Consider the following 22,384-nt stretch of genomic DNA (forward strand, 5'->3'; position numbering starts at 1 on the left):
CGGGCTTGCCTAACAGGATTTATGCTCCCCTTGTCACCCAGTTTGCTTACTACCCTCGCCGCCGCCTGCTTGTATGCCGCTGCGACCATTTATCAGGGCACTCGCCTGGCTTCCGGTACCAAGGCCAACAAACGCCTGCTGGTCATGCTCGGCGTGCTCGCCGTATTGACCCACGGCGCCAGCCTGCTCTCCCACCTGCTGACCCCAACCGGCCTGGGCCTGGACTTCTTCACTGCTGCCAGCCTGATTGCCGTGGCGGTCATCGCATTGACCCTGCTGGCCTGCTCGCGGATTCCGGTAGAAAACCTGCTGGTCCTGCTGTTCCCGCTGGGGGCCTTGACCGTATTGCTGGCGCATTTCGCGCCAGCCGGCACGGTGCAGATCATCGATGAAGAGCCGGGGATCCTCGCCCACATCCTGCTCTCGATTCTTGCCTACGGCATGTTCACCATCGCGGTGTTCCAGGCCTTGCTGCTGCTGGTTCAAGACCACCAGCTCAAGCACAAGCACCCATCCGGGCTGATCAGGAACTTCCCGCCGCTGCAAACCATGGAAAGCCTGCTGTTCGGCTTCCTCTGGGCCGGCTGGACGCTATTGTCGCTGTCGCTGATTTCCGGCTGGCTGTTCGTCGAAAACCTGTTCGCCCAGCATCTGGTGCACAAAACCCTGCTGGCCTGCCTGGCCTGGATCGTTTTCAGCGTGCTGCTGTGGGGGCGCAATCGCCTCGGCTGGCGCGGGCACAAAGCCATTCGCTGGACCCTGGCTGGTTTTTGCTTGCTGATGCTTGCGTATTTCGGCAGCAAACTGGTTCGTGAATACATCCTGCACATCTGACGGGCGGCATATATGGACGACTTGCCCATAGGGCCGATGCTCGCAGTAGTGACCCTGCTGATTCTATGGTCGGGGCTGTTTACCGCCATCGAAGCCGCGCACCAGCATTTACTGGCCCAGCGCACCGCAACGCGCTCCAGCGACAAACCGGTAGCGAAACTCAGTTTCCCGCTTGCCAGCCTGATTTTTTGCAACACCCTGTGCCGTGCACTCGTGGTGGTCATCAGCACCTTGCTGGCCATTTTCACCTGGGCCGAGAACGGCCCGTGGATCGCCTGCCTTGGGGCGGGCGCTATTTTGCTGGTGTTTTCCGACTATTTGCCACGGGCGCTCGCCACCCGCTATCCGGATGCGATCCTGGCCCAGGGCAACAATCTGTTGCGCGTACCGCTGAAAATCATCTATCCCGCGGCATGGCTGCTCAACAACATCAGTCAGTTGCTGACGCGACCATTCGCCCGCAAAGCCAAAGTGGTGCAACAGAGTGAGGACGAAGCGCTGACGGAGCGGCATGCGCCCTCCGAAACCGTAAGCCGCCCTCACCCACTGCCAGGCATCCACGCACTGGACAACATCACGGTCAATGACATCCTGGTGCCGCGCAGTGACGTGGACGGCATCAACCTCGATGACCCCATCGAAGAAATCATCGAACAATTGCGCCACAACAAGCGCACTCGCCTGCCGGTGTTCCACAGCGATATCAATCAGGTCGAAGCCGTCCTCAACACCCGACACATCCTTCACTTGCTACCCGATGCGAGCCTGACCAGGGAAGCCTTGCTGGCGGCCAGTCACGAGCCGTACTTCGTGCCGGAAAGTACCCCGTTGCAGTTGCAACTGCTCAACTTCCACAAGCAGCAGCGGCGTCTGGGCATGGTGGTCGATGAATACGGCGAAGTGCTGGGCATCGTCACCCTGGAAGACATTCTTGAAGAAATCGTCGGCGAGTTCGAAAGCCAGCACAGCCTGGATAACCCGCACATTCATCCGCAAGCCGACGGACGCCTGGTGATCGACGGAGCCGCGTCCATTCGCGAGCTGAACAAAAGCCTCGGCTGGCACCTGCCCAGCGATGGCCCGAAAACCCTGAACGGCCTGGTCACCGAAGCGCTGGAAACCATCCCCGAAAGCGCGGTGTGCCTGAAGGTCGGCCGGTATCGACTGGAAATTCTCGAGACCGAGGACAACCGAGTCACGCGGGTGCTGATCTGGCAGACCAGCTCGATGCCTGTCGTTATCTAAAACCTGACACAAATCCCTGTGTTCGCCAGGCCACTTGTTCGATCGTTAGCTACCTTCCTATAATCGAAGCGCTTACCCAAGCCTCGCCGGCCCCGTGCCTACCCCGCACTTCGCAACTTCCGGCCTGTCCATCAGCAAAGCCCGCAACCAACCGACGACTGTTCCTACCTTGAACAGCGACTGTGTCTCCACCCACATCCCTGGGTTCTCGACCATAATAATTCGCTCCACTGGAGCACATGACAGTCAGGGATAACCGCATGACGACCAGCACGACTTACAGCGACTCCACACCTGCGCAACCAACGAACTCCGCCACCCGCGTGGCCACGGCAAGCTTCATCGGTACCGCCATCGAGTTCTACGATTTCTATGTCTATGCCACTGCCGCCGCGCTGGTGATCGGCCCGGTGTTCTTTCCGCAGACATCCGGCACCGCCCAGATGCTTTCGGCGTTTCTCACTTTCGGTATCGCCTTCCTTGCACGCCCCTTGGGTTCGGCCCTTTTCGGCCACTTTGGCGACCGTATCGGCCGCAAATCGACCCTGGTCGCCTCGCTGCTGCTGATGGGCGTGTGCACCACGCTGATCGGCGTACTGCCAGGTTACGACAGCATCGGCGCCTGGGCACCGATCCTGCTTTGCGTCCTGCGCTTCGGCCAGGGCCTGGGGCTGGGCGGTGAATGGGGTGGTGCGGCATTGCTGGCCACGGAGAACGCGCCGAAAGGCAAACGCGCATGGTTCGGCATGTTTCCGCAACTGGGTCCATCCATTGGCTTTCTGGCGGCCAACGGCCTGTTCCTGACATTGGCCCTGGTACTGGACGATGAACAGTTCCGCTCCTGGGGCTGGCGTATTCCGTTCCTGCTCAGCGCCGCACTGGTGATTGTCGGCCTGTACGTGCGCCTCAAGCTGCATGAAACCCCGGTGTTCGCCAACGCCGTGGCACGCCAGGAGCGGGTGAAGATCCCGCTGTTCGAGCTGTTCGGCCAATACTGGGCTCCTGTGTTGCTGGGCGCCGGCGCAATGGTCGTGTGCTACGCACTGTTCTATATCTCCACCGTGTTTTCCCTGAGTTACGGCGTGGCAACGCTCGGCTACAGCCGCGAAACCTTCCTCGGCCTGCTGTGCTTCGCGGTGCTGTTCATGGCTGCCGCCACCCCGCTGTCGGCCTGGGCCAGCGACCGTTACGGGCGCAAACCGGTGCTGATCGTCGGTGGCGTACTGGCGATCCTGTCCGGCTTCCTCATGGAGCCGCTGCTGACCCAAGGCTCGACCTGGGGCGTGGCGTTGTTCCTGTGCATCGAGCTGTTTCTGATGGGCGTGACGTTTGCGCCGATGGGCGCCCTGCTGCCGGAACTGTTCCCCACCCACGTGCGCTACACCGGCGCCTCGGCGGCCTACAACCTGGGCGGTATCGTCGGCGCTTCCGCGGCGCCGTTCTTCGCGCAGAAGCTGGTGGCGATGGGCGGCTTGAGTTACGTCGGCGGTTATGTGTCCGGGGCGGCAGTGCTGAGCCTTATTGCCGTTCTGAGCCTGAAGGAAACGCGGCATAACGATTTGAATCAGGTTGCCTGACCGACTGCTTTCGCGGGAAATCCCGCTCCCACAGGGTTGGTGTCGATCACAAAGCTGTACGACACATAACCTGTGGGAGCGGCGGTGCGGCGATCCGACTTGCCCGCGATGGCGTCTTCGCTGACAAAACACTCCCCCGAAAAAACACAGCTTTTCCCCCACCCATTGTCACCTCGCTCTACGCGCATCGGCTCATCCCCGCTATACTTCCCGGCTTTTCCTGAATAAATGCCAATAGGGTCCCGCCGCGCATGGATAAGACCTACCAGCCGCACGCCATTGAAACTTCCTGGTACAACACTTGGGAGTCAGAGAATTACTTCGCCCCGCAAGGCGCGGGCGAGTCCTACACCATCATGATCCCGCCGCCGAACGTCACCGGCAGCCTGCACATGGGGCACGGCTTCAACAACGCGATCATGGACGCCCTGATCCGTTTCCGCCGCATGCAGGGTCGCAACACTCTGTGGCAGCCGGGCACCGACCACGCCGGTATCGCCACGCAGATGCTGGTGGAGCGTCAGCTCGAAGCCAAGGGCCAGAACCGCCATGACCTGGGTCGCGAGAAATTCCTCGAGAAAGTCTGGGAGTGGAAGGATGAATCCGGCGGCAACATCAGCCGTCAGATCCGTCGCCTCGGTTCGTCCGTCGACTGGAGCCGCGAGCGCTTCACCATGGACGACGGCCTCTCGGAAGCCGTTAAAGAAGCCTTCGTCCGTTTGCACGAAGACGGCCTGATCTACCGCGGCAAGCGTCTGGTCAACTGGGACACCAAGCTGCACACGGCGATTTCCGACCTCGAAGTGGAAAACCACGACGAGAAAGGTTTCCTGTGGAACCTGAAATACCCGTTGGCCGACGGTGCCAAGACCGCTGAAGGCAACGATTTCCTGATCGTCGCGACCACTCGCCCGGAAACCATGCTCGGCGACTCCGCCGTGGCCGTTAACCCGAACGATGAACGCTACAAAGCCCTGATCGGCAAATTTGTCGAGCTGCCGCTGGTCGGCCGCCGCATCCCGATCATTGCCGACGATTACTGCGACCCTGAATTCGGTACCGGCTGTGTGAAAATCACCCCGGCCCACGATTTCAACGACTACGAAGTCGGCAAGCGTCACAACCTGCCGCTGCTGAACATCTTCGACAAAAACGCAACGGTCCTGCCGGCCTGCCAGGTGTTCAACCTCGACGGCACGCTGAACGAAACCATCGACGGCAAGATCCCGGCCGAATACGCCGGTCTCGACCGCTTCGAAGCCCGCAAGCAGATCGTGGCCGCGTTCGACATTGCCGGCCTGTTGGTCAGCGTTGACGATCACGCCCTGAAAGTACCGAAAGGCGACCGCTCCGGCACCGTCATCGAGCCATGGCTGACCGACCAGTGGTACGTGTCCACCAAGCCTTTGGCCGAGCCTGCGATTGCCGCAGTTGAAGACGGCCGTATCCAGTTCGTGCCGAAGCAGTACGAAAACATGTACTTCTCGTGGATGCGCGACATCCAGGACTGGTGCATCAGCCGTCAGCTGTGGTGGGGCCACCGGATTCCGGCCTGGTACGACGAGTCGGGCAAGGTCTACGTCGGTCGCGACGAAGCCGAAGTACGCGCCAAACACAACATCGGCCCGGACGTCGCGCTGCTACAGGACAACGACGTTCTCGACACCTGGTTCAGCTCGGGCCTGTGGACGTTCTCCACCCTCGGCTGGCCGGAAAAAACCGAATTCCTGAAGAAATTCCACTCCACCGATGTGCTGGTGACCGGCTTCGACATCATTTTCTTCTGGGTTGCCCGGATGATCATGCTCACCATGCATTTGGTGAAAAACGAAGATGGCACACCGCAGGTTCCGTTCAAGACGGTGTACGTGCATGGCCTGGTGCGTGACGGCCAGGGCCAGAAGATGTCCAAGTCCAAGGGCAACGTCCTGGACCCGCTGGACATCATCGACGGTATCGAACTGGAAGAACTGGTGCAGAAACGCACCTCCGGCCTGATGCAGCCGAAACTGGCGAAGAAGATCGAGAAGCAGACCCGCGACGAGTTCGCCGAAGGCATCGCCAGCTACGGCACCGACGCCCTGCGCTTCACCTTCTGCTCGCTGGCATCCACCGGTCGCGACATCAAGTTCGACATGGGCCGCGTCGAAGGTTATCGCAACTTCTGCAACAAGATCTGGAACGCAGCGCGTTACGTGCTGGACAAGGGCGAAGACTGTGGCCAGAACGGCGAAGCCTATGAGCTGTCCCTGGCCGATCGCTGGATCATTTCGCAACTGCAACGCACCGAAGCCGAAGTGACCCGCCAACTCGACCAGTTCCGTTTCGACCTGGCGGCGCAAGCCTTGTACGAGTTCATCTGGAACCAGTATTGCGACTGGTACCTGGAATTGTCCAAGCCTGTGCTGTGGGACGAAAACGCACCGGTCGAACGCCAGCGCGGCACCCGTCGCACCCTGGTGCGCGTACTGGAGGTCGCCCTGCGCCTGGCACACCCGTTCATGCCGTTCATCACCGAAGAAATCTGGCAGCGCATCGCGCCGCTGGCCGGTATCGAAGGCAAGACGATCATGCTGCAACCTTGGCCAGTGGCCAACGAAACACGCATCGATCAGGCGGCCGAAGATGACATCGAATGGCTCAAGGGCCTGATGCTCGGCACCCGTAACATCCGTGGCGAAATGAACATCGGCCCGGGCAAACCGCTACCGTTGTTCCTGAAGAACGTCAGCGCCGAGGATCAGCGTCGCCTGACCGAGAACGAAGCCCTGCTGAAGAAGCTGGCGCGCCTCGAATCGATCACCGTGCTGGCTGCTGGCGAAGAAGCACCGCTGTCCGCCACCGCACTGGTCGGCGAGATGGAAGTGCTGGTGCCAATGGCCGGCTTGATCGACAAAGGTGCGGAACTGGCGCGTCTGGACAAGGAAATCCAGCGCCTGCAAGGTGAAGTGCAACGTGTCGGCGGCAAGCTGTCCAACGCCGGTTTCGTTGACAAGGCACCCGCCGAAGTCATCGATAAGGAACGCGCCAAACTGGCCGAGGCCGAACAGGCCCTGGGCAAGCTGGCCGAGCAGCATGCGCGGATTGCCAGCCTGTAACGGCAGATCGCACTGAAAGAGGGAGGTCCATACGGCCTCCCTTTTTTATGCCTGCCGTTTTTTCACAGCGAATGAAAATCCTCTGTGGGAGCGAGCCTGCTCGCGATGGCGGTGTATCAATCAACAATGATGGCGACTGAACCGCCGCATTCGCGAGCAGGCTCGCTCCCACATTTGATCGGTGTTGCCCCACAGATGTGGGACAATGCCCGCCACTTTCAGCCATGCCCGAATCGACCACACCCATGACCGCCCCCCGCCCCCCCAAGCCTGCGCGACAAAAGCCTGCCCCGAAGACCCCGGCCACGGCCGCCGCCCCAAAGGAAAAGGCCAACCTGCACCCGCGCAATCGCCATCAGGGTCGGTACGACTTTCCGGCGCTGATCAAAAGCTCCCCGGAACTGAAGAAGTTCGTGATCATCAATCCGTACGGCAAGGAAAGCATCGACTTCGCCAGCCCGGAAGCCGTGCGGGTGTTCAACCGGGCGTTGCTCAAGTCGTTCTATGGCATCGCTCACTGGGACATTCCGGCCGACTACCTGTGCCCACCGGTGCCAGGCCGTGCCGATTACGTGCACTTCCTCGCCGACCTGCTGGCCAGTGGCAATGACGGCGTGATCCCCCGTGGCGCCGCCGTGAAGGTGTTGGACATCGGCATGGGCGCCAACTGCGTGTATCCGCTGATCGGTTACAGCGATTATCGCTGGCAGTTCCTTGGTTCCGATATCGATGCGACCGCCATCGCTGCAGCGAAGGCGATCATTCAATCCAATGGCTTGAACAAAGCAATTCAGGTACGCCAGCAGAGCAACCCCAAGCAGATCCTTACAGGCCTGCTGGAGAACGCAGAACGGTTCGACCTGACCATGTGCAACCCGCCATTCCACGCATCGCTGGACGAGGCCACACGGGGCAGCACGCGCAAATGGCGCGCCCTGGGCAAAGCCGATCCGAAACGCAAGCTGCCGGTGTTGAACTTTGGCGGGCAAGCGGCGGAATTGTGGTGTGAGGGCGGGGAGGTGCGTTTCGTCACGCAACTGGTCAGCGAGAGCGTGCAGGTGGCGCAACAAGTGCTGTGGTTCAGCACACTGGTGTCGAAGGCCTCGAACCTGCCAGCGATCCAGGCAGCCCTGAGCAAGGCCGGCGCACTGGAAAGTCAGGTGGTGGAAATGGGGCAGGGACAGAAACAGAGCCGCTTCGTCGCCTGGACCTTCCAGACCAAAGCGCAGCAACAGGCCTGGCGTCAGGCACGATGGAGCAACGCTTCAGCGTAGTGAGCGCTTTATCGCACCCACAAAAAAACCGTGCCCGGATCGCTCCGGTGCACGGTTTTTTTAACAAGCCTTACTTGTTGACAGCATCGGTCAGGCCTTTGGCCACAACCAGCTTGATCACTTTCTTGGCAGCGATTTCGATGGCTGCGCCAGTCGAAGGGTTACGGCCGGTACGGGCAGGGCGCTCAGTCACTTTCAGTTTGCCGATACCTGGCAGAGTGATTTCGCCGCCGTTTTCCAGCTGATCGGCAACGATTTGGCCCAGTTGGTCCAGAGCGTTACGCGCGGTGGTTTTCGGCGCGTCGATAGCTTCAGCGATGTCGGCGATCAGTTGGTCTTTAGTAAGAGCCATTTAGTGTTCCTTCCCTATCAAATTCATATGGATTGCAGAGTGCAATGTCAGCCATCGAGCCCGATCTTCTGGATCTGGCACCCTCGGCCAAATAACCTCGGGATCGGGGTTATAGATACCGAAATCAGGGTTTGGTTCGACCTGACAAATGCTGACTGCACGCTTAACGCAGTGACTTCGCGCAAGACCGGGCAAAGCTAGCACACAGGCGTGGAAATATCCGCCTCTAGCTACCCATTTGGTCAGCTTTATTGCGCTAAAACGGGAAAAAAACGCATAAGCGCCGTCGGTCGCCTGCCAATTGCCCTTCGCACCGCGCCAAAACCAGCGGTTGCGGTACACTGAGCGCTTTTTCGGGGGAGCACGCCCTCCTCTCTTCATTCAGCCGAGAAGCCCATGCCGATCCGTCATTGCATCGTCCACCTGATCGACAAAAAACCCGACGGCACACCTGCAGTTCTCCACGCCCGTGACTCTGAACTGGCCGAGTCCGCGGCTATCGAGAACATGCTCGCCGACCTCAACGAAAGCTATAACGCCAAACAGGGTAAAGCCTGGGGCCTGTTCCATCCGGAATCCGGCGCGTTCCCGTTCAGCGGCTGGCTGAAGGAGTACCTCGAGGGCGGCCAGGATTTCACTGCATTCAGCCGCGTGGCGGTCGAGCATCTGCAAAAACTGATGGAAGAATCGAACCTGTCGGTCGGTGGCCACGTGCTGTTCGCACATTATCAGCAAGGCATGACCGACTACCTGGCCATCGCCCTGCTGCACCACAGCGAAGGTGTAGCCGTGACCGATGAACTGGACGTGACCCCGTCCCGTCACCTGGACCTGGGCCAATTGCACCTGGCGGCGCGAATCAACGTTTCCGAGTGGCAGAACAATAAACAGTCCAAGCAGTACATTTCGTTTATCAAAGGCAAGAACGGCAAAAAGGTTTCGGAGTATTTCCGCGACTTCATTGGCTGTCAGGAAGGCGTCGACGGCCCCGGTGAAACCCGTACCTTGCTCAAGGCCTTCAGTGATTTCGTCGAAAGTGAAGACTTGCCGGAAGACGACGCCCGCGAGAAGACCAAGACCCTGGTGGATTACGCCAGCAGCCAAGCCAAGCTCGGTGAGCCGATGGGCCTGGAAGAATTGTCGGGGCTGATCGACGAAGAACGCCCGAAGGCCTTCTACGATCACATTCGCAACAAGGATTACGGCCTCTCGCCGGAAATCCCGGCCGATAAACGCACCCTGAACCAGTTCCGCCGATTCACTGGCCGCGCCGAAGGCCTGTCGATCAGTTTCGAAGCCCACCTGCTGGGTTCGAAGATCGAGTACGACGAGGAAGCCGGTACATTGATCATCAAGGGCCTGCCCACCTCGCTCACCGATCAGCTGAAGCGTCGCAACTGATGCTCGGCGGCGTACTGAAAAAGTTCCTGCTGATCCTGCTGGTGGTCGTGGCTTACCAGAACTGGGGCAAGGTCGAGCGGGTGCTCAATCCTTCACAAGTCGTGTCGGAACAGACGCAGGCCCAGGCCAACGTCGTGCTCTACGCCACCGAATGGTGTGGTTACTGCAAGCTGACCCGGCGCTTTCTCGATCAGAAAGGCATTCCGTACAAGACATTCGATATCGAGAAGGATGCCGTCGCGCGCAAGGACTATGAGGCCTTGGGTGGCGCAGGGATTCCGATCATCGATGTGAACGGAACCCTGATTCGCGGCTATGACCCGGATGCGATTCTGGCTGCCTTGAAATAACCCTGTAGGAGCAGCCGGTCGACGCTCCTACAAGGGATCGTCAGACAGCTTCGATCCGGAAACCAAACCGCGGGAAGTGCACATGCACCACGCCGCCACGCTCGTCCTTGCGCCGCACGATCAGCTCCTCGCGGCCGGCAAACAACAACTCCCCCGCCACCGGATCAACGCCATAGTCCGTGGCCGTGATCACTACCTGCTGCCCCGCCTTGAACCCATTGGGATCGACGAACTGCTCATCCGGCAATGCCGCTGGCGTGGACGTGCGCGCCACTGCCAGAGCCTCCTCGGAACTCATCTCGCTGGACGCACCGTGACCGAAGCCCAATACCCGCGCATGCCACGCGGCCACTGCCGGGTAAGCATCCACCAGTGGCGCCGTGACAGGTGTTGCCTTGAGGAACCAGAGGCAATGAGCCAGGGCAAAGTCGGCAATCGACGGTTCACCGAACAGGAAATCACCCTCTTCGCGCTGCAACTGCAGTTCCAGCCGCGACATGATCGTTGGCCATTGATGTTTGGCCAGCTCGGCGGACAGTTTTGTCGCACTACCACCACTGAAGAACCCGGCGCGGTCGGCAATAAACGCCTTGATCGCTTCCGGCGACAAGTTGCCAAAGCGAACCGCTATCGATTCCGGCTGGAACACCAGGCTGACCGCATGCTGGAACACCACTGAGTCGGCCCAGGCTGCAAACGTCGCAGTGATCATTTCCTGACCTTCCGGGAAAAACGCCGGCAAGGTTTTTTCCTGCTCCAGTCGCCGGGCAATCAATGCCGTATCGCAGTAAATATCCGCACCGACCTGCAACACCGGGGTTTTGCGGTAACCACCGGTCAACGCCGTGAGATCAGGTTTGGGCATCACTGGCGAGATCTTCACCGAACGCCAGGACAAGCCCTTGAACCCCAGCAGCAGGCGAGCCTTCTCGGCAAAGGGGGACGTCGGGTAATGATGCAGAATCAACTCGGACATGCTCGGCTCCGCCGCAAAAATCAGGAGCCCTCAGCTTATCGCGCTATCACCTGGCAGCCTACAGATCTGCCTGATGGGAACTGATCAGTCAGAGTGATAAGCCAGAGGCGGCACTCGCTGCGCTCGCCACCAGGCATTCCTTGGCGCTCTTTTTGAGCTTTTTGATCAGCCGTTCCTGACGCAACGCATCGCTTTTGTCACGACAGCGTTCGGTGTAGACCAGGGCCATGGCGGGGCTGGAAAGAAAGAATCGTGCGCCCTTGCCGCTTTGATGCTTGGCGAAACGACGTACGGGATCATCGCTGATCCCACAATAGAGCGAACCGTTGGCCGCACGAACGAGGTAGACGAACCAGGTTTTGTCGACAGGGGTATCGTTGAGGGTGGTCACGTAACGATCAGGGCTTGAAGGAAAACAAGCCGCGATCTTATCAGCGACTGGCCTGGAATGCCTTCAGGCCCTTCAATGCCTGCGTGCGGACGGCGTTTCGCACCAGCGGCGTCCAGCCCAGAAGCAGGCCTTTGAAACCCAATGCCTGACGTGACCAGGCCCACAGATCGAAACTGTCGTGGTGCTCGCAAATCTTGCCGTCCCGGAAGACAAAACGCGCCTGGATATCGTTGACCACGATGTTGCCGGTCTGGCTGAACAGATAGGTCGCGACCCAATGGGCGCTACCGGCACGATCATCGGCACGGACATGATCGAAGGTCAGGGAAAAGTCCTTGGCCCGAGTGGTCAGCATGCGCCACATGTCACCAGCGTCGCGATCACGAAGCTCTCCGAACGCCGGATCACTGAACACCACATCATCGGTGTAGCAGGCCGCCATGGCTTCAGCATCCAGGCACTGGAAGGCTTGATAGAACTGGGTGATCAACGCGCTGTTGACGTCACTCATGGGCAGGCTCCATACGATAAAAGGGTTTTGCCTGCACGATAGTCTGCAAATGCGTCGAGCACTATCGGCATTCGTGAGCCGAATACCGATAGTGCTCGAATCAGACCTTTTCGCTTACCACCTGAACGTACAGCGCCCGCCCGGCACCAAGGCCGGCGATGATCGCGCCCAGGCCGATGACGCCGAAGATCCAGCCCACAGCCGTCCAGCCACCGGTCCAGTCATGCACGATGCCGACCGCGAACGGCCCCATGGACGCCAGGGTGTAACCGAAGCCCTGGGCCATGCTCGACAGGTTCGCCGCGACGTGGGAATCCCGCGAACGCAGCACAATCAGCGTCAATGCCAAGCTGAAAGTGGCGCCCTGCCCCAGCCCCAGCACAATTGCCCAGCCCCACAAGCCATCGATCGGCGCATACAGGCAACCGAACAAACCACCGAGGGTCAGCGCCATCACGATCACGATCGCCAGCCGCTGGTCCTTGCCACGGGTCGCCAGCCAGGGTGCCGCGAGCGAGCTGACCAATTGCACGATCACCGAGCCCGACAGCACCAACCCAGCCTGGGTCGGGGTCAGGCCGCGCCCGATCAGAATCGATGGCAACCAGCCGAACACGATGTAGGCCAGGGACGATTGCAAGCCCATGTACAAGGTCACTTGCCAGGCCAGCGGGTCGCGCAGCAAGCCGCGAACGCGATAGGCGACGTTGTGCGCGCCGTGTTTCTGGCCGACTTGTGGCAGCCAGAACACTGCCGCCGCCAATGCGGGGATAACCCAAAAACCGAGGCCCAGCGCCCAGCTCTTGTCGAAATGCTCACTGAGGGGCACGGTCGCACCCGCCGCCATCGCCGCTCCCAGGCACAGGGCCATGGTGTAGACGCCGGTCATGGTCCCGGCCTGTTTCGGGAAATCTCGCTTGACGATGCCTGGCAGCAACACGCCGATCACGCCGATGCTGGCACCGGCGAGCACGCTTCCGGCAAACAGGCCGATTTCGCCGAACGAACTGCGCAGGATAATCCCGCCAGCCAGGGTCAGAAGAATGCCCAACACGACCCGCTCGGCACCGAAGCGGCGCGCCAGCACCGGCGCCAGTGGCGCAAACAGGCCAAGGCAAAGCACCGGCAACGTGGTCAGCAATCCCGCCGTGGACGCGGACAAACCGAGGGTCTTCGAGACCTCGCTGAGCATCGGCGCCATGCTCGACAGCGCCGGGCGCAGGTTCAGCGCCACCAGAATCAGGCCCAGGAGCAACAGCCATGGCCGGCGCAGGACCGGGTGAGCTTGCTGGACCTGTTCGTCATCGGCCTCGGCGTCGATCAGCAGCTCGTCCAGCTCTGTCGAACGCTTTCGGGCTGTGGATAAATCACGGTGGTGTATGGATTTCTCGGTTTCAAGGTTCATTGATCAACTGCCTCGACAGGGCTTTGGCCCGTTCCGGGTCGCGTTGTTCGACGGCATCGAGCAACTCGATGTGCAGGTCGAACACTTCCTGGCGGCGCGGGACGATGCTCAGGGTCTGGCGCAACTGCGCACCAACGATGCTGGAGAAATAGCGATATAACTCACTGAGGGTCGGGTTGTGCGCGGCGTCCACCAACCGACGGTGGAACACCAGATCGCAGGCGATGTAGGTCTCAAGATCGCCGTGGTAGTGGCTACCGCTGACTCCCAGCGCCTCGCGCAATGCCACCAGGTCTTCATCAGTGCGGCGCATGGCTGCCAGGCCGATAGCCTCGACTTCAAGGATGTGCCGGGTTTCCCGGGCCTGCTCAAGGGAGCAACGCGACAGCGCTTTCAAGGTATCGAGCGGATCGACCACCGCCCGCAGGTAACTGCCGTCACCCTGGCGGATCTCGATCAACCCGGAAAATGCCAGCACGCGCATGGCTTCGCGCACGGTGTTGCGGCTGATGCCCAGTTCGGCGGACAACTCAGGCTCGGTGGGCAAGCGCTGGCCCACGACCCAAACGCCCCGGTTAATACGCAGGCGCAACTGGTCCAGGGCCTGGTCGACCAGGGATCGTTTTACCAATGGAGAGATTTCTGACATGGAATTCGCCCTCTCATCCAATCATAGGATGAATTTTCTGACATGTTAGTCAGCTTCACCCAAGAGAGCAACATGATCCCTGTAGGAGCGAGCATGCTCGCGATGGTCGTCAACGATAACGTTGGTTGGCAGGTACCCTGCGGTGCTCTCAAGTCCATCGACGGAACGCCGCCCGGAGCGAGCTCGCTCCTACAGGCAAAAATAAACCCGGAACATGTCCGGGTTTATTTCAGAGCCTGGATTCGATCAATGCAGGATCTGACTCAGGAACAGCTTGGTGCGATCATTCTGCGGGTTATCGAAGAAGTCGTTCGGCGCGGCCTGTTCGACGATTTCGCCCTTGTCCATGAAGATCACGCGGTTGGCCACGGTGCGGGCGAAGCCCATTTCGTGGGTTACGCAGAGCATGGTCATGCCGTCTTCGGCCAGGCCGATCATGGTGTCGAGCACTTCCTTCACCATCTCCGGGTCGAGTGCCGAGGTCGGCTCGTCGAACAGCATGATTTTCGGCTTCATGCACAGCGCGCGGGCGATCGCCACACGTTGTTGCTGACCGCCGGACAGTTGCCCCGGGTATTTATGCGCCTGCTCCGGAATGCGTACGCGTTCCAGGTAGTGCATGGCAATTTCCTCGGCCTTGCGCTTGGGCATCTTGCGCACCCACATCGGCGCCAGGGTGCAGTTCTGCAAAATGGTCAGGTGCGGGAACAGGTTGAAGTGCTGGAACACCATGCCGACTTCGCGACGGATCGCTTCGATCTGCTTGAGGTCGTTGGTCAGTTCCGTGCCATCGACCACGATGCGACCCTGCTGGTGCTCTTCCAGACGGTTGAGGCAACGGATGGTGGTGGATTTGCCCGAACCTGATGGGCCGCACAGGACGATACGCTCACCCTGCCTGACGTTCAGGTTGATGTCTTTCAACACGTGGAACTGGCCGTACCACTTGTTCACGCCCTGCATCTGAATAATGCCTTCAGGGCCCGCAGGTTGTTTGATTGCTTCGCTCATAAAAGAACTTCCTAAATTAGGTACGGCGCTTCAGCGCTTGTGGCCAGTGTCGAGCTTGCGTTCCAGATGCATGGAATAGCGCGACATACCAAAACAGAAAATCCAGAACACCAGGGCGGCGAACACATAACCTTCGGTGGCCATGCCCAGCCATTTCGGGTCGGCAGCGGCTTGCTTGACGCTGTTGAGCAGGTCGAACAGGCCGATGATGATCACAAGACTGGTGTCCTTGAACAGCGCGATGAAGGTGTTGACGATGCCGGGGATCACCAGCTTCAGGGCTTGAGGCAGAATCACCAGGCCCATGCTGCGCCAGTAGCCCAGGCCCATCGCGGCAGCCGCTTCGTACTGACCTTTGGGAATCGCTTGCAGACCACCGCGCACCACCTCGGCCACATAGGCCGACTGGAACAGAATCACGCCGATCAAGGCCCGCAGCAGCTTGTCGAAGTTCATGCCTTCAGGCAGGAACAGCGGCAGCATCACCGAGGACATGAACAGCACCGTGATCAACGGCACGCCGCGCCAGAACTCGATGAAGGTCACGCAGACCACGCGAATCGCCGGCAGGTTCGAACGGCGCCCCAGGGCCAGGACAATCCCCAGCGGCAGCGCACCGGCGATGCCGACGGTGGCGATCACCAGGGTCAGCATCAGGCCGCCCCATTGGCTGGTCGCGACGTTGGTCAGGCCGAAGATGCCGCCATGCAACAGGAAGTAGGCAAAAATCGGGTACAGCACCAGGAAGCCCAGCCCGTACACCGCTTTATGGTGAAAGCGCGAAATGAACAACGGCGCCACACCGACAATCGCCAACCACACCGTCAGGTCCACACGCCAGCGCAGTTCCGGCGGGTAATAGCCGTACATGAACTGGCCGAAACGCTGCTGGATGAACACCCAGCAGGCGCCCTCCTTGGTGCAGTCGGCGCGGGTCGTGCCCACCCAGTTGGCGTCGAGGATGGCCCAGTGCAGGATCGGCGGCACCACCAGGTAGATGAGGTAGAACGCAAACAGGGTCAGCAGGGTGTTGAGCCAGCTGGAGAACATGTTCGCGCGCATCCACGCCACCACACCGATGCTGCTGTGAGGAGGTGGCATGTCAGGTTTGAAAGTATGAGTACTCATGCGCTTTTCCTTACCGCTCGATCAGCGCAATGCGCTTGTTGTACCAGTTCATCAGCAGGGAAATGCTGATACTGATCGCCAGGTACACGCTCATGGTGATGGCAATCACCTCGATCGCCTGGCCGGTCTGGTTGAGCACGGTGCCGGCGAACAGCGAGACCATTTCCGGATAACCGATACCGGCCGCCAGCGAGGAGTTCTTCGCCAGGTTCAGGTATTGGCTGGTCAGCGGTGGAATGATCACGCGCAGGGCCTGCGGGATGATCACCTTGCGCAGGGTCGGACCGTTGCGCAGGCCGAGGGAATGCGCCGCCTCGGTCTGGCCATGGCTGACCGACTTGATGCCCGAACGCACGATCTCGGCGATGAACGCTGCGGTGTACACGGTGAGGGCCAGCGTCAGCGCCAGCAGTTCCGGGATCAGCACCCAGCCGCCGACGAAGTTGAAGCCTTGCAGCTTTGGCATTTCCCAATGCAGGGGTGCGCCGAAGATCAGTGCGCACAAGGCCGGGATCACCAGGAACAGCGCCAGGCCAGCCCAGAACTTGTGGAACGGTACACCCGTCTCTTCGAAGCGTTTGGTGGCCCAGCGGCTCATCAGCACAATGGCGACGATGGCCACCACGATACTGGCTACGAACGGCCAGAAACCATCCGCCAGCAGCGCGGCGGGCATGTTCAGGCCGCGGGCGCTGACGAAGAAGGTATCGCCGAAGTTATGGCTGTTGCGCGGCCCCGGCATGGTCAGGAACACCGCGAAGTACCAGAACAGGATCTGCAGCAATGGCGGAATGTTGCGAAAGACTTCCACGTACACCGTCGCCAGCTTGGCGATGATCCAGTTCTTCGACAGCCGCGCCACACCGATGATGAAGCCGAGGATCGTCGCCAGGATCACGCCGATGAAGGTCACCAGCAAGGTGTTGAGCAGGCCGATGACAAACACCCGGGCGTAAGTGTCCGCTTCGGTGTAGTCGATCAGGTGCTGAGCGATGCCGAAACCGGCACTGCGCTCCAGAAAGTCGAAACCGGAGGTAATGCCCCGGTGTTGCAGGTTGGTCTGGGTGTTATCGAACAGATACCAGCCCAGCGAGACCACCGCGATAATCGTGATGATCTGGAATACCCAAGCACGCACGCGTGGATCGCTGAGGCTGAGCCTCTGCTTTGGTGCGCCGATTGAATTTTGCATGAAGTGCCCCGGAAATAATGGAACAGAACATCACCCGGTGGTTGGCCCACCGGGTGATAGAACCATCAGCGCACTGGTGGTGCGTATTGAATGCCGCCAGCGTTCCACAGAGCGTTCAGCCCGCGGTCGATTTCCAGCGGAGTGCTCTTGCCGAGGTTTTTCTCGAACACTTCGCCGTAGTTACCCACTTGCTTGATGATCTGCACGACCCAGTCTTTCTTCACTTTCAGGTCTTTGCCGTATTCACCGTCGGTACCCAGCAGACGCGCAACGTCAGGGTTCTTGGTGGCCTTGGCTTCGGCTTCGACGTTCTTCGAAGTGATGCCGGCTTCTTCAGCGTTGAGCATGGCGTAGCCAGTCCAGCGCACGATGGCCAGCCACTCGTCGTCGCCATTACGCACGACCGGGCCCAGAGGTTCCTTGGAAATGGTTTCCGGCAGAACTACGTAGTCCTTCGGCGAAGCCAGCTTGCTGCGCTGGGCGAACAGTTGGGACTTGTCGGAAGTCAGAACGTCGCAACGACCGGATTCCAGCGACTTGGCGCTTTCGTCGGAGGTGTCGAAGGTGATCGGGGTGTACTTCAGGCCGTTGCCGCGGAAGTAGTCGGAAACGTTCAGCTCGGTAGTGGTACCGGCCTGGATGCAGATGGTTGCACCGTCCAGTTCTTTAGCGCTTTTCACGCCCAGCTTGTTATTTACCAGGAAGCCGATGCCGTCGTAGTAGGTGATGAAGCCTGGAAACTTCAGGCCCATGCCCGCGTCACGGGAGCTGGTCATGGTGGTGTTGCGCGACAGGATGTCGATTTCGCCGGATTGCAGCGCGGTGAAGCGCTCCTTGGCATTCAACTGGCTGAACTTGACCTTGGTCGCGTCGCCGAAGACAGCAGCCGCTACTGCGCGGCAGTAGTCAGCATCGATACCAACGATCTTGCCGGTGGAATCAGGAACCGAGAAGCCTGGCAGACCATCGCTGACGCCACACTGCACGAAGCCTTTCTTCATCACTGCATCCAGGGTTGCGCCCGCCTGGGCAAACCCGCTGACACCGAGTACTGCGGCTGCAGTCACGATAGCCAGGGTGGATTTCAACATCTTCATTCAAACCTCCAGTTTTGCTCTTGTTGTGTCGGAGCGTGAGTCCAGTCGCACCCTTTTGAGGCGTAGTCGACCCGTGTTGGCTTGTTTTGGGGTCAACCGACGTAAGACGTCAGCTATGAGTCTAGTAGGAGAAAATCCACATCATGGAAAACTCACTCTCACCAGTCGGCCGAACGGGCTGTAGCCCTTTCACGTTCGCGAAGCCCCGTAGCGGCCATTGGCGAACATCCATCACCGGATTCATTGCTATCCCACAGTCGGCAGTACACTGATAGTGTTACCGCCGGGCGCGAGATGTGTTGCACGGTTTCCCCATAGCAAAGCCCGTACCACACTGCCCGCGGAAGCGGTTCAGCTGCAGGTCAATAGCAAAACTTGTAACCTTGCGACATCTTCGTAACTGATCAACCAGACGCGCACTCCCCCCTCGCACTCAATGAGAGCGCGCGCACATTTTTGGAGCAGCCATGACCAACCCCTTGATTCTAGAACCCGTCAAGACCGCAGACGCCTGCGTCATCTGGCTGCATGGCCTGGGCGCCGACCGCTATGACTTCCTGCCGGTGGCCGAAGCGCTACAGGAAAGCCTGCTGAGCACGCGCTTCGTTTTGCCCCAGGCACCGAACCGCGCCGTGACCATCAATGGCGGTTACGAAATGCCGAGCTGGTACGACATATTGGCCATGAGCCCGGCGCGCGCGATCAATCGCGAACAACTCGAGGAGTCGGCCAACTGGATCATCGAATTGGTTGAAGCGCAGCGAGCCAGCGGAATAGACGCCTCGCGAATTTTCCTGGCCGGTTTTTCCCAGGGCGGTGCCGTGGTGTTACACACCGCTTTTCTGAAATGGCAGGGACCACTGGGTGGCGTAGTTGCCCTCTCTACTTATGCACCCACCTTCAGCGACGAACTGGAATTGTCCGCGAGCCAGCAACGCATCCCGGTGCTATCGCTGCATGGCCAATACGATGACGTGGTGCAAAATTCGATGGGACGTACCGCTTACGAGTATCTGAAGCAGCATGGTGTCACCGTGACATGGCAGGAGTACCCAATGGCTCACGAAGTGTTACCCGAAGAAATTCGCGACATCGGCACCTGGCTCGCCGAGCGCTTGCGTTAAACGTTTTGTGTTGCTCTTTTTGTTTAAAGGGCGCCCTTTGATCCATCCCCCTACGCCGCGCCCGATTCTTGCATTACACTGCCCGGCGTACATTCCTTAACCAATTGATGAGATGACCGTGCTCAAAGCACTCAAGAAAATGTTCGGTAAAAGCGAGACTGAGCAACTCGCGCCAGCCCCCAGTGCTCCGTCTCACGCTCCCGGCCACCGCACCGACGGCAATCAGTCCGAACGGGCCGTCACCACGACGGCACCCAAGCACGAGCCGAAGACCGCAAAAGCCGCCCAGCCTGCGGCGATTACAGCCCCGGAACAGCCGCGCAGCGACACGCCGAAACCCGCCAAGCCGCGCCGCGAACCCAAGCCAAAAGCTCCGGTCATCCCATGGAAACTCGAAGACTTCGTCGTCGAACCCCAGGAAGGCAAAACCCGCTTCCACGATTTCAAACTCGCCCCTGAACTGATGCACGCCATCCATGACCTGGGCTTCCCGTATTGCACGCCGATCCAGGCACAGGTGCTGGGCTTTACTCTCGCGGGCAAAGACGCCATCGGCCGCGCCCAGACCGGTACCGGCAAAACCGCTGCGTTCCTGATCTCGATCATCACCCAGTTGCTGCAGACCCCGCCGCCGAAAGAGCGCTACATGGGTGAGCCACGGGCGCTGATCATCGCGCCGACCCGCGAACTGGTGGTGCAGATCGCCAAGGACGCCGCCGACCTGACCAAGTACACCGGCCTCAACGTCATGACGTTCGTCGGCGGCATGGACTTCGACAAGCAGCTCAAGCACCTCGAAGCCCGCCACTGCGACATCCTCGTGGCCACGCCGGGCCGCCTGCTGGACTTCAACCAGCGCGGCGACGTGCATCTGGACATGGTCGAAGTGATGGTGCTGGACGAAGCCGACCGCATGCTCGACATGGGCTTCATCCCGCAAGTGCGCCAGATCATTCGCCAGACGCCACCGAAGTCCGAGCGTCAGACGCTGCTGTTCTCCGCGACCTTCACCGAAGACGTGATGAACCTGGCCAGGCAATGGACCACCGACCCTGCCATCGTCGAAATCGAAGTCACCAACGTGGCCAACGAAAACGTCGAGCAGCACATCTACGCGGTGGCCGCTGCCGACAAATACAAACTGCTCTACAACCTGGTCAACGACAACGGTTGGGAGCGGGTCATCGTCTTCGCCAACCGCAAGGATGAAGTGCGGCGCATCGAAGAACGCCTGGTGCGCGACGGCATCAACGCCGCGCAACTGTCCGGCGACGTGCCGCAGCACAAGCGCATCAAGACCCTGGAAGGTTTCCGCGAAGGCAAGATCCGCGTGCTGGTCGCCACCGACGTGGCCGGTCGCGGCATCCACATCGACGGCATCAGCCACGTGATCAACTTCACCCTGCCCGAAGTGCCGGACGACTACGTGCACCGCATCGGCCGTACCGGGCGTGCCGGCGCCGACGGCGTGTCCATCAGCTTTGCCGGTGAAGACGACTCCTACCAGCTACCGTCCATCGAGGAAAAGCTGGGGCGCAAGATCAGCTGTGAAACGCCTCCGACGCATCTGTTGCGGGCGGTTGAGCGCAAGCGTCCGCATTAAGCGACGCGATCAAGAGAAGCGCAGCCGACAACGGACTGCGCTTTTTTTTCGCCCGGCTTTTTTCAACAGGAGCTTGCTAGCGACAACTAAAAGTCCATAATAGACAAATTAGTTTACTTCCAGCTCCGGAGCCAACCATGCCCAGCACACCCCAAGTGATCACCCAAGCCCTGGCCCGCGAGTATCTGGCGCGAGTCGATGTGCCGCAGATCCTGCGCAAGCTGTTCCGCGACCTGGCCGCCGGGCAAGCGGTGCAACCGGCGCAGCAACTGGTGGAGTTCCCGCGGGGCGCCGGCGACTTCATCAATTACCTGGGCGTGCTGGCCGAAGACGGCGTGTACGGAATCAAGACTTCGCCGTACATCGTCCGTGAACAGGGGCCATTGGTGACAGCGTGGACTCTGCTCATGTCGATGCAAACCGGGCAGCCGCTGTTGCTGTGCGATGCCGGAGAACTGACCACGGCCCGCACCGCCGCAACCACCGCTGTGGCGGTCGATGCCCTCGCGCCGCTCACAGCCAATCGCCTGGCCATCATCGGCAGCGGCAAAGTGGCACAGGCGCACCTGCATTACGTGAAAGGCCTGCGCGACTGGCAGAGCATCAGCCTGTACTCGCCGAGCCTGAACGAAGATGCCGAAACCGTGAGCCTGCTGAAAAACATCGAGCCACGCCTGAACATCGTCGACAGTCGCGAAGCTGTCATCCAGGACGCCGACGTGATCATGCTCTGCACCTCGTCCGCCGGTCCGGTGATCGATCCGTCGAGCTTGCGCAAACCGGCGCTGATCACTTCCATCAGCACCAACGCGCCACGTGCTCACGAAGTGCCGCCGCAGAGCCTCAACGACATGCAGGTGTTTTGCGACTATCGCCTGACCACCCCGGGCTCGGCTGGTGAAATGCTGATCGCCGCCGAACAGCACGGCTGGGACAGGAGCACGATTGCCGGCGACTTGCCTGACCTGCTCAGTGGAAAAGTCCCGCGTCCCGACTACGATCGCCATGTGTTTTTCCGCTCCATCGGCCTGGGCCTGGAAGACATTGCGCTGGCTAATGCGATCTATCGCCTGTCCCGCTGACACCACCACTCACCTGTGGGAGCGAGCAGGCTCGCTCCCACAGGAAATCTCTACATCATTGGCATTTACGCCCCAACAGGAGAC

Annotated in this window: 20 protein-coding genes; 10 read left to right on the plus strand and 10 right to left on the minus strand. The window is 60.1% G+C overall.

Going from position 1 to position 22,384, the window contains the following annotated elements:
* Positions 1–21: 21 nt before the first annotated feature.
* The 5 genes from CAF65_RS08325 to rlmF all read left to right on the plus strand — a co-directional run bounded on the left by CAF65_RS08325 (position 22) and on the right by rlmF (position 8,028).
* The gene (locus tag CAF65_RS08325) at positions 22–834 is read left to right on the plus strand and encodes an inner membrane protein YpjD (RefSeq protein ID WP_085715859.1); all 813 of its coding nucleotides are present in this window, start codon (positions 22–24) and stop codon (positions 832–834) included.
* Positions 835–846: 12 nt separating this feature from the next.
* Positions 847–2,079 carry a transporter associated domain-containing protein gene (locus CAF65_RS08330; RefSeq protein WP_085715860.1) on the plus strand — a complete coding sequence of 411 codons (1,233 nt, stop codon included), beginning with the start codon at positions 847–849 and terminating at the stop codon, positions 2,077–2,079.
* 260 nt (positions 2,080–2,339) lie between these two features.
* Entirely contained in the window at positions 2,340–3,656 is a 1,317-nt protein-coding gene (locus tag CAF65_RS08335) for an MFS transporter (RefSeq protein WP_085715861.1), read from the plus strand.
* 251 nt (positions 3,657–3,907) lie between these two features.
* A complete protein-coding gene (locus tag CAF65_RS08340) occupies positions 3,908–6,754 on the plus strand; it encodes a valine--tRNA ligase (protein WP_085715862.1) in 2,847 nt (948 codons plus the stop codon).
* A gap of 245 nt (positions 6,755–6,999) precedes the next feature.
* Positions 7,000–8,028 carry a 23S rRNA (adenine(1618)-N(6))-methyltransferase RlmF gene (gene rlmF / locus CAF65_RS08345; RefSeq protein ID WP_085715863.1) on the plus strand — a complete coding sequence of 343 codons (1,029 nt, stop codon included), beginning with the start codon at positions 7,000–7,002 and terminating at the stop codon, positions 8,026–8,028.
* Positions 8,029–8,098: 70 nt separating this feature from the next.
* Here rlmF and CAF65_RS08350 read toward each other — a convergent pair whose 3' ends face one another.
* The gene (locus CAF65_RS08350) at positions 8,099–8,380 is read right to left on the minus strand and encodes an HU family DNA-binding protein (RefSeq protein ID WP_007905514.1); all 282 of its coding nucleotides are present in this window, start codon (positions 8,378–8,380) and stop codon (positions 8,099–8,101) included.
* Positions 8,381–8,776: 396 nt separating this feature from the next.
* On the opposite strand from CAF65_RS08350, the gene yejK reads away from it, so the two are divergent.
* Positions 8,777–9,781, plus strand: coding sequence for a nucleoid-associated protein YejK (gene yejK / locus CAF65_RS08355; RefSeq protein WP_008018580.1), 1,005 nt, complete (start codon positions 8,777–8,779; stop codon positions 9,779–9,781).
* Positions 9,781–10,131 carry a glutaredoxin family protein gene (locus CAF65_RS08360; RefSeq protein WP_085715864.1) on the plus strand — a complete coding sequence of 117 codons (351 nt, stop codon included), beginning with the start codon at positions 9,781–9,783 and terminating at the stop codon, positions 10,129–10,131. Before yejK ends, CAF65_RS08360 begins: the two co-directional genes overlap by 1 nt.
* 40 nt (positions 10,132–10,171) lie before the next feature.
* Here the strand turns inward: CAF65_RS08360 and CAF65_RS08365 are convergent, their stop codons facing one another.
* From CAF65_RS08365 to CAF65_RS08410, 9 genes are all read right to left on the minus strand, one after another.
* Positions 10,172–11,107, minus strand: coding sequence for a glutathione S-transferase family protein (locus CAF65_RS08365; protein ID WP_085715865.1), 936 nt, complete (start codon positions 11,105–11,107; stop codon positions 10,172–10,174).
* Between the two features lie 88 nt (positions 11,108–11,195).
* On the minus strand, positions 11,196–11,498 hold the full coding sequence (locus tag CAF65_RS08370) for a GIY-YIG nuclease family protein (protein ID WP_085715866.1): 303 nt from the start codon (positions 11,496–11,498) through the stop codon (positions 11,196–11,198).
* 40 nt (positions 11,499–11,538) lie between these two features.
* Positions 11,539–12,009, minus strand: a complete 471-nt coding sequence (locus CAF65_RS08375) for a nuclear transport factor 2 family protein (RefSeq protein ID WP_085715867.1) — start codon at positions 12,007–12,009, stop codon at positions 11,539–11,541.
* Positions 12,010–12,109: 100 nt separating this feature from the next.
* Positions 12,110–13,414, minus strand: coding sequence for a CynX/NimT family MFS transporter (locus tag CAF65_RS08380; RefSeq protein ID WP_085715868.1), 1,305 nt, complete (start codon positions 13,412–13,414; stop codon positions 12,110–12,112).
* Positions 13,404–14,063 (minus strand): FadR/GntR family transcriptional regulator, encoded by a 660-nt coding sequence (locus tag CAF65_RS08385; RefSeq protein WP_085715869.1) that lies wholly within the window; start codon positions 14,061–14,063, stop codon positions 13,404–13,406. The genes CAF65_RS08380 and CAF65_RS08385 overlap by 11 nt, the downstream gene beginning before the upstream one ends.
* A 246-nt stretch (positions 14,064–14,309) precedes the next feature.
* Complete coding sequence (locus tag CAF65_RS08395) at positions 14,310–15,074, minus strand: amino acid ABC transporter ATP-binding protein (protein WP_085715871.1); 765 nt, start codon at positions 15,072–15,074, stop codon at positions 14,310–14,312.
* 30 nt (positions 15,075–15,104) lie between these two features.
* On the minus strand, positions 15,105–16,202 hold the full coding sequence (locus CAF65_RS08400) for an amino acid ABC transporter permease (RefSeq protein WP_085715872.1): 1,098 nt from the start codon (positions 16,200–16,202) through the stop codon (positions 15,105–15,107).
* A gap of 10 nt (positions 16,203–16,212) precedes the next feature.
* Positions 16,213–17,394 carry an amino acid ABC transporter permease gene (locus tag CAF65_RS08405; RefSeq protein ID WP_085715873.1) on the minus strand — a complete coding sequence of 394 codons (1,182 nt, stop codon included), beginning with the start codon at positions 17,392–17,394 and terminating at the stop codon, positions 16,213–16,215.
* A 65-nt stretch (positions 17,395–17,459) separates the two neighbouring features.
* Entirely contained in the window at positions 17,460–18,491 is a 1,032-nt protein-coding gene (locus CAF65_RS08410; RefSeq protein ID WP_085715874.1) for an amino acid ABC transporter substrate-binding protein, read from the minus strand.
* A 467-nt stretch (positions 18,492–18,958) separates the two neighbouring features.
* Here CAF65_RS08410 and CAF65_RS08415 point away from each other — a divergent pair, with 467 nt between their 5' ends.
* The 3 genes from CAF65_RS08415 to CAF65_RS08425 all read left to right on the plus strand — a co-directional run bounded on the left by CAF65_RS08415 (position 18,959) and on the right by CAF65_RS08425 (position 22,300).
* On the plus strand, positions 18,959–19,615 hold the full coding sequence (locus tag CAF65_RS08415) for an alpha/beta hydrolase (protein ID WP_085715875.1): 657 nt from the start codon (positions 18,959–18,961) through the stop codon (positions 19,613–19,615).
* 112 nt (positions 19,616–19,727) lie between these two features.
* Complete coding sequence (gene rhlB, locus CAF65_RS08420) at positions 19,728–21,218, plus strand: ATP-dependent RNA helicase RhlB (RefSeq protein ID WP_085715876.1); 1,491 nt, start codon at positions 19,728–19,730, stop codon at positions 21,216–21,218.
* Between the two features lie 137 nt (positions 21,219–21,355).
* Positions 21,356–22,300, plus strand: coding sequence for an ornithine cyclodeaminase family protein (locus CAF65_RS08425; protein ID WP_085715877.1), 945 nt, complete (start codon positions 21,356–21,358; stop codon positions 22,298–22,300).
* Positions 22,301–22,384: the final 84 nt, after the last annotated feature.

The organism is Pseudomonas sp. B28(2017), assembly GCF_002113025.1.
GTDB lineage: Bacteria > Pseudomonadota > Gammaproteobacteria > Pseudomonadales > Pseudomonadaceae > Aquipseudomonas.

What these genes read in the sequence shown, in the direction of transcription:
- CAF65_RS08325 (WP_085715859.1), top strand. Translation starts at nt 22, where the DNA reads ATGCTCCCCTTGTCACCCAGTTTGCTTACTACCCTCGCCGCCGCCTGC.
- CAF65_RS08330 (WP_085715860.1), top strand. Translation starts at nt 847, where the DNA reads ATGGACGACTTGCCCATAGGGCCGATGCTCGCAGTAGTGACCCTGCTG.
- CAF65_RS08335 (WP_085715861.1), top strand. Translation starts at nt 2,340, where the DNA reads ATGACGACCAGCACGACTTACAGCGACTCCACACCTGCGCAACCAACG.
- CAF65_RS08340 (WP_085715862.1), top strand. Translation starts at nt 3,908, where the DNA reads ATGGATAAGACCTACCAGCCGCACGCCATTGAAACTTCCTGGTACAAC.
- rlmF (WP_085715863.1), top strand. Translation starts at nt 7,000, where the DNA reads ATGACCGCCCCCCGCCCCCCCAAGCCTGCGCGACAAAAGCCTGCCCCG.
- CAF65_RS08350 (WP_007905514.1), bottom strand. Translation starts at nt 8,380, where the DNA reads ATGGCTCTTACTAAAGACCAACTGATCGCCGACATCGCTGAAGCTATC.
- yejK (WP_008018580.1), top strand. Translation starts at nt 8,777, where the DNA reads ATGCCGATCCGTCATTGCATCGTCCACCTGATCGACAAAAAACCCGAC.
- CAF65_RS08360 (WP_085715864.1), top strand. Translation starts at nt 9,781, where the DNA reads ATGCTCGGCGGCGTACTGAAAAAGTTCCTGCTGATCCTGCTGGTGGTC.
- CAF65_RS08365 (WP_085715865.1), bottom strand. Translation starts at nt 11,107, where the DNA reads ATGTCCGAGTTGATTCTGCATCATTACCCGACGTCCCCCTTTGCCGAG.
- CAF65_RS08375 (WP_085715867.1), bottom strand. Translation starts at nt 12,009, where the DNA reads ATGAGTGACGTCAACAGCGCGTTGATCACCCAGTTCTATCAAGCCTTC.
- CAF65_RS08380 (WP_085715868.1), bottom strand. Translation starts at nt 13,414, where the DNA reads ATGAACCTTGAAACCGAGAAATCCATACACCACCGTGATTTATCCACA.
- CAF65_RS08385 (WP_085715869.1), bottom strand. Translation starts at nt 14,063, where the DNA reads ATGTCAGAAATCTCTCCATTGGTAAAACGATCCCTGGTCGACCAGGCC.
- CAF65_RS08395 (WP_085715871.1), bottom strand. Translation starts at nt 15,074, where the DNA reads ATGAGCGAAGCAATCAAACAACCTGCGGGCCCTGAAGGCATTATTCAG.
- CAF65_RS08400 (WP_085715872.1), bottom strand. Translation starts at nt 16,202, where the DNA reads ATGAGTACTCATACTTTCAAACCTGACATGCCACCTCCTCACAGCAGC.
- CAF65_RS08405 (WP_085715873.1), bottom strand. Translation starts at nt 17,394, where the DNA reads ATGCAAAATTCAATCGGCGCACCAAAGCAGAGGCTCAGCCTCAGCGAT.
- CAF65_RS08410 (WP_085715874.1), bottom strand. Translation starts at nt 18,491, where the DNA reads ATGAAGATGTTGAAATCCACCCTGGCTATCGTGACTGCAGCCGCAGTA.
- CAF65_RS08415 (WP_085715875.1), top strand. Translation starts at nt 18,959, where the DNA reads ATGACCAACCCCTTGATTCTAGAACCCGTCAAGACCGCAGACGCCTGC.
- rhlB (WP_085715876.1), top strand. Translation starts at nt 19,728, where the DNA reads ATGACCGTGCTCAAAGCACTCAAGAAAATGTTCGGTAAAAGCGAGACT.
- CAF65_RS08425 (WP_085715877.1), top strand. Translation starts at nt 21,356, where the DNA reads ATGCCCAGCACACCCCAAGTGATCACCCAAGCCCTGGCCCGCGAGTAT.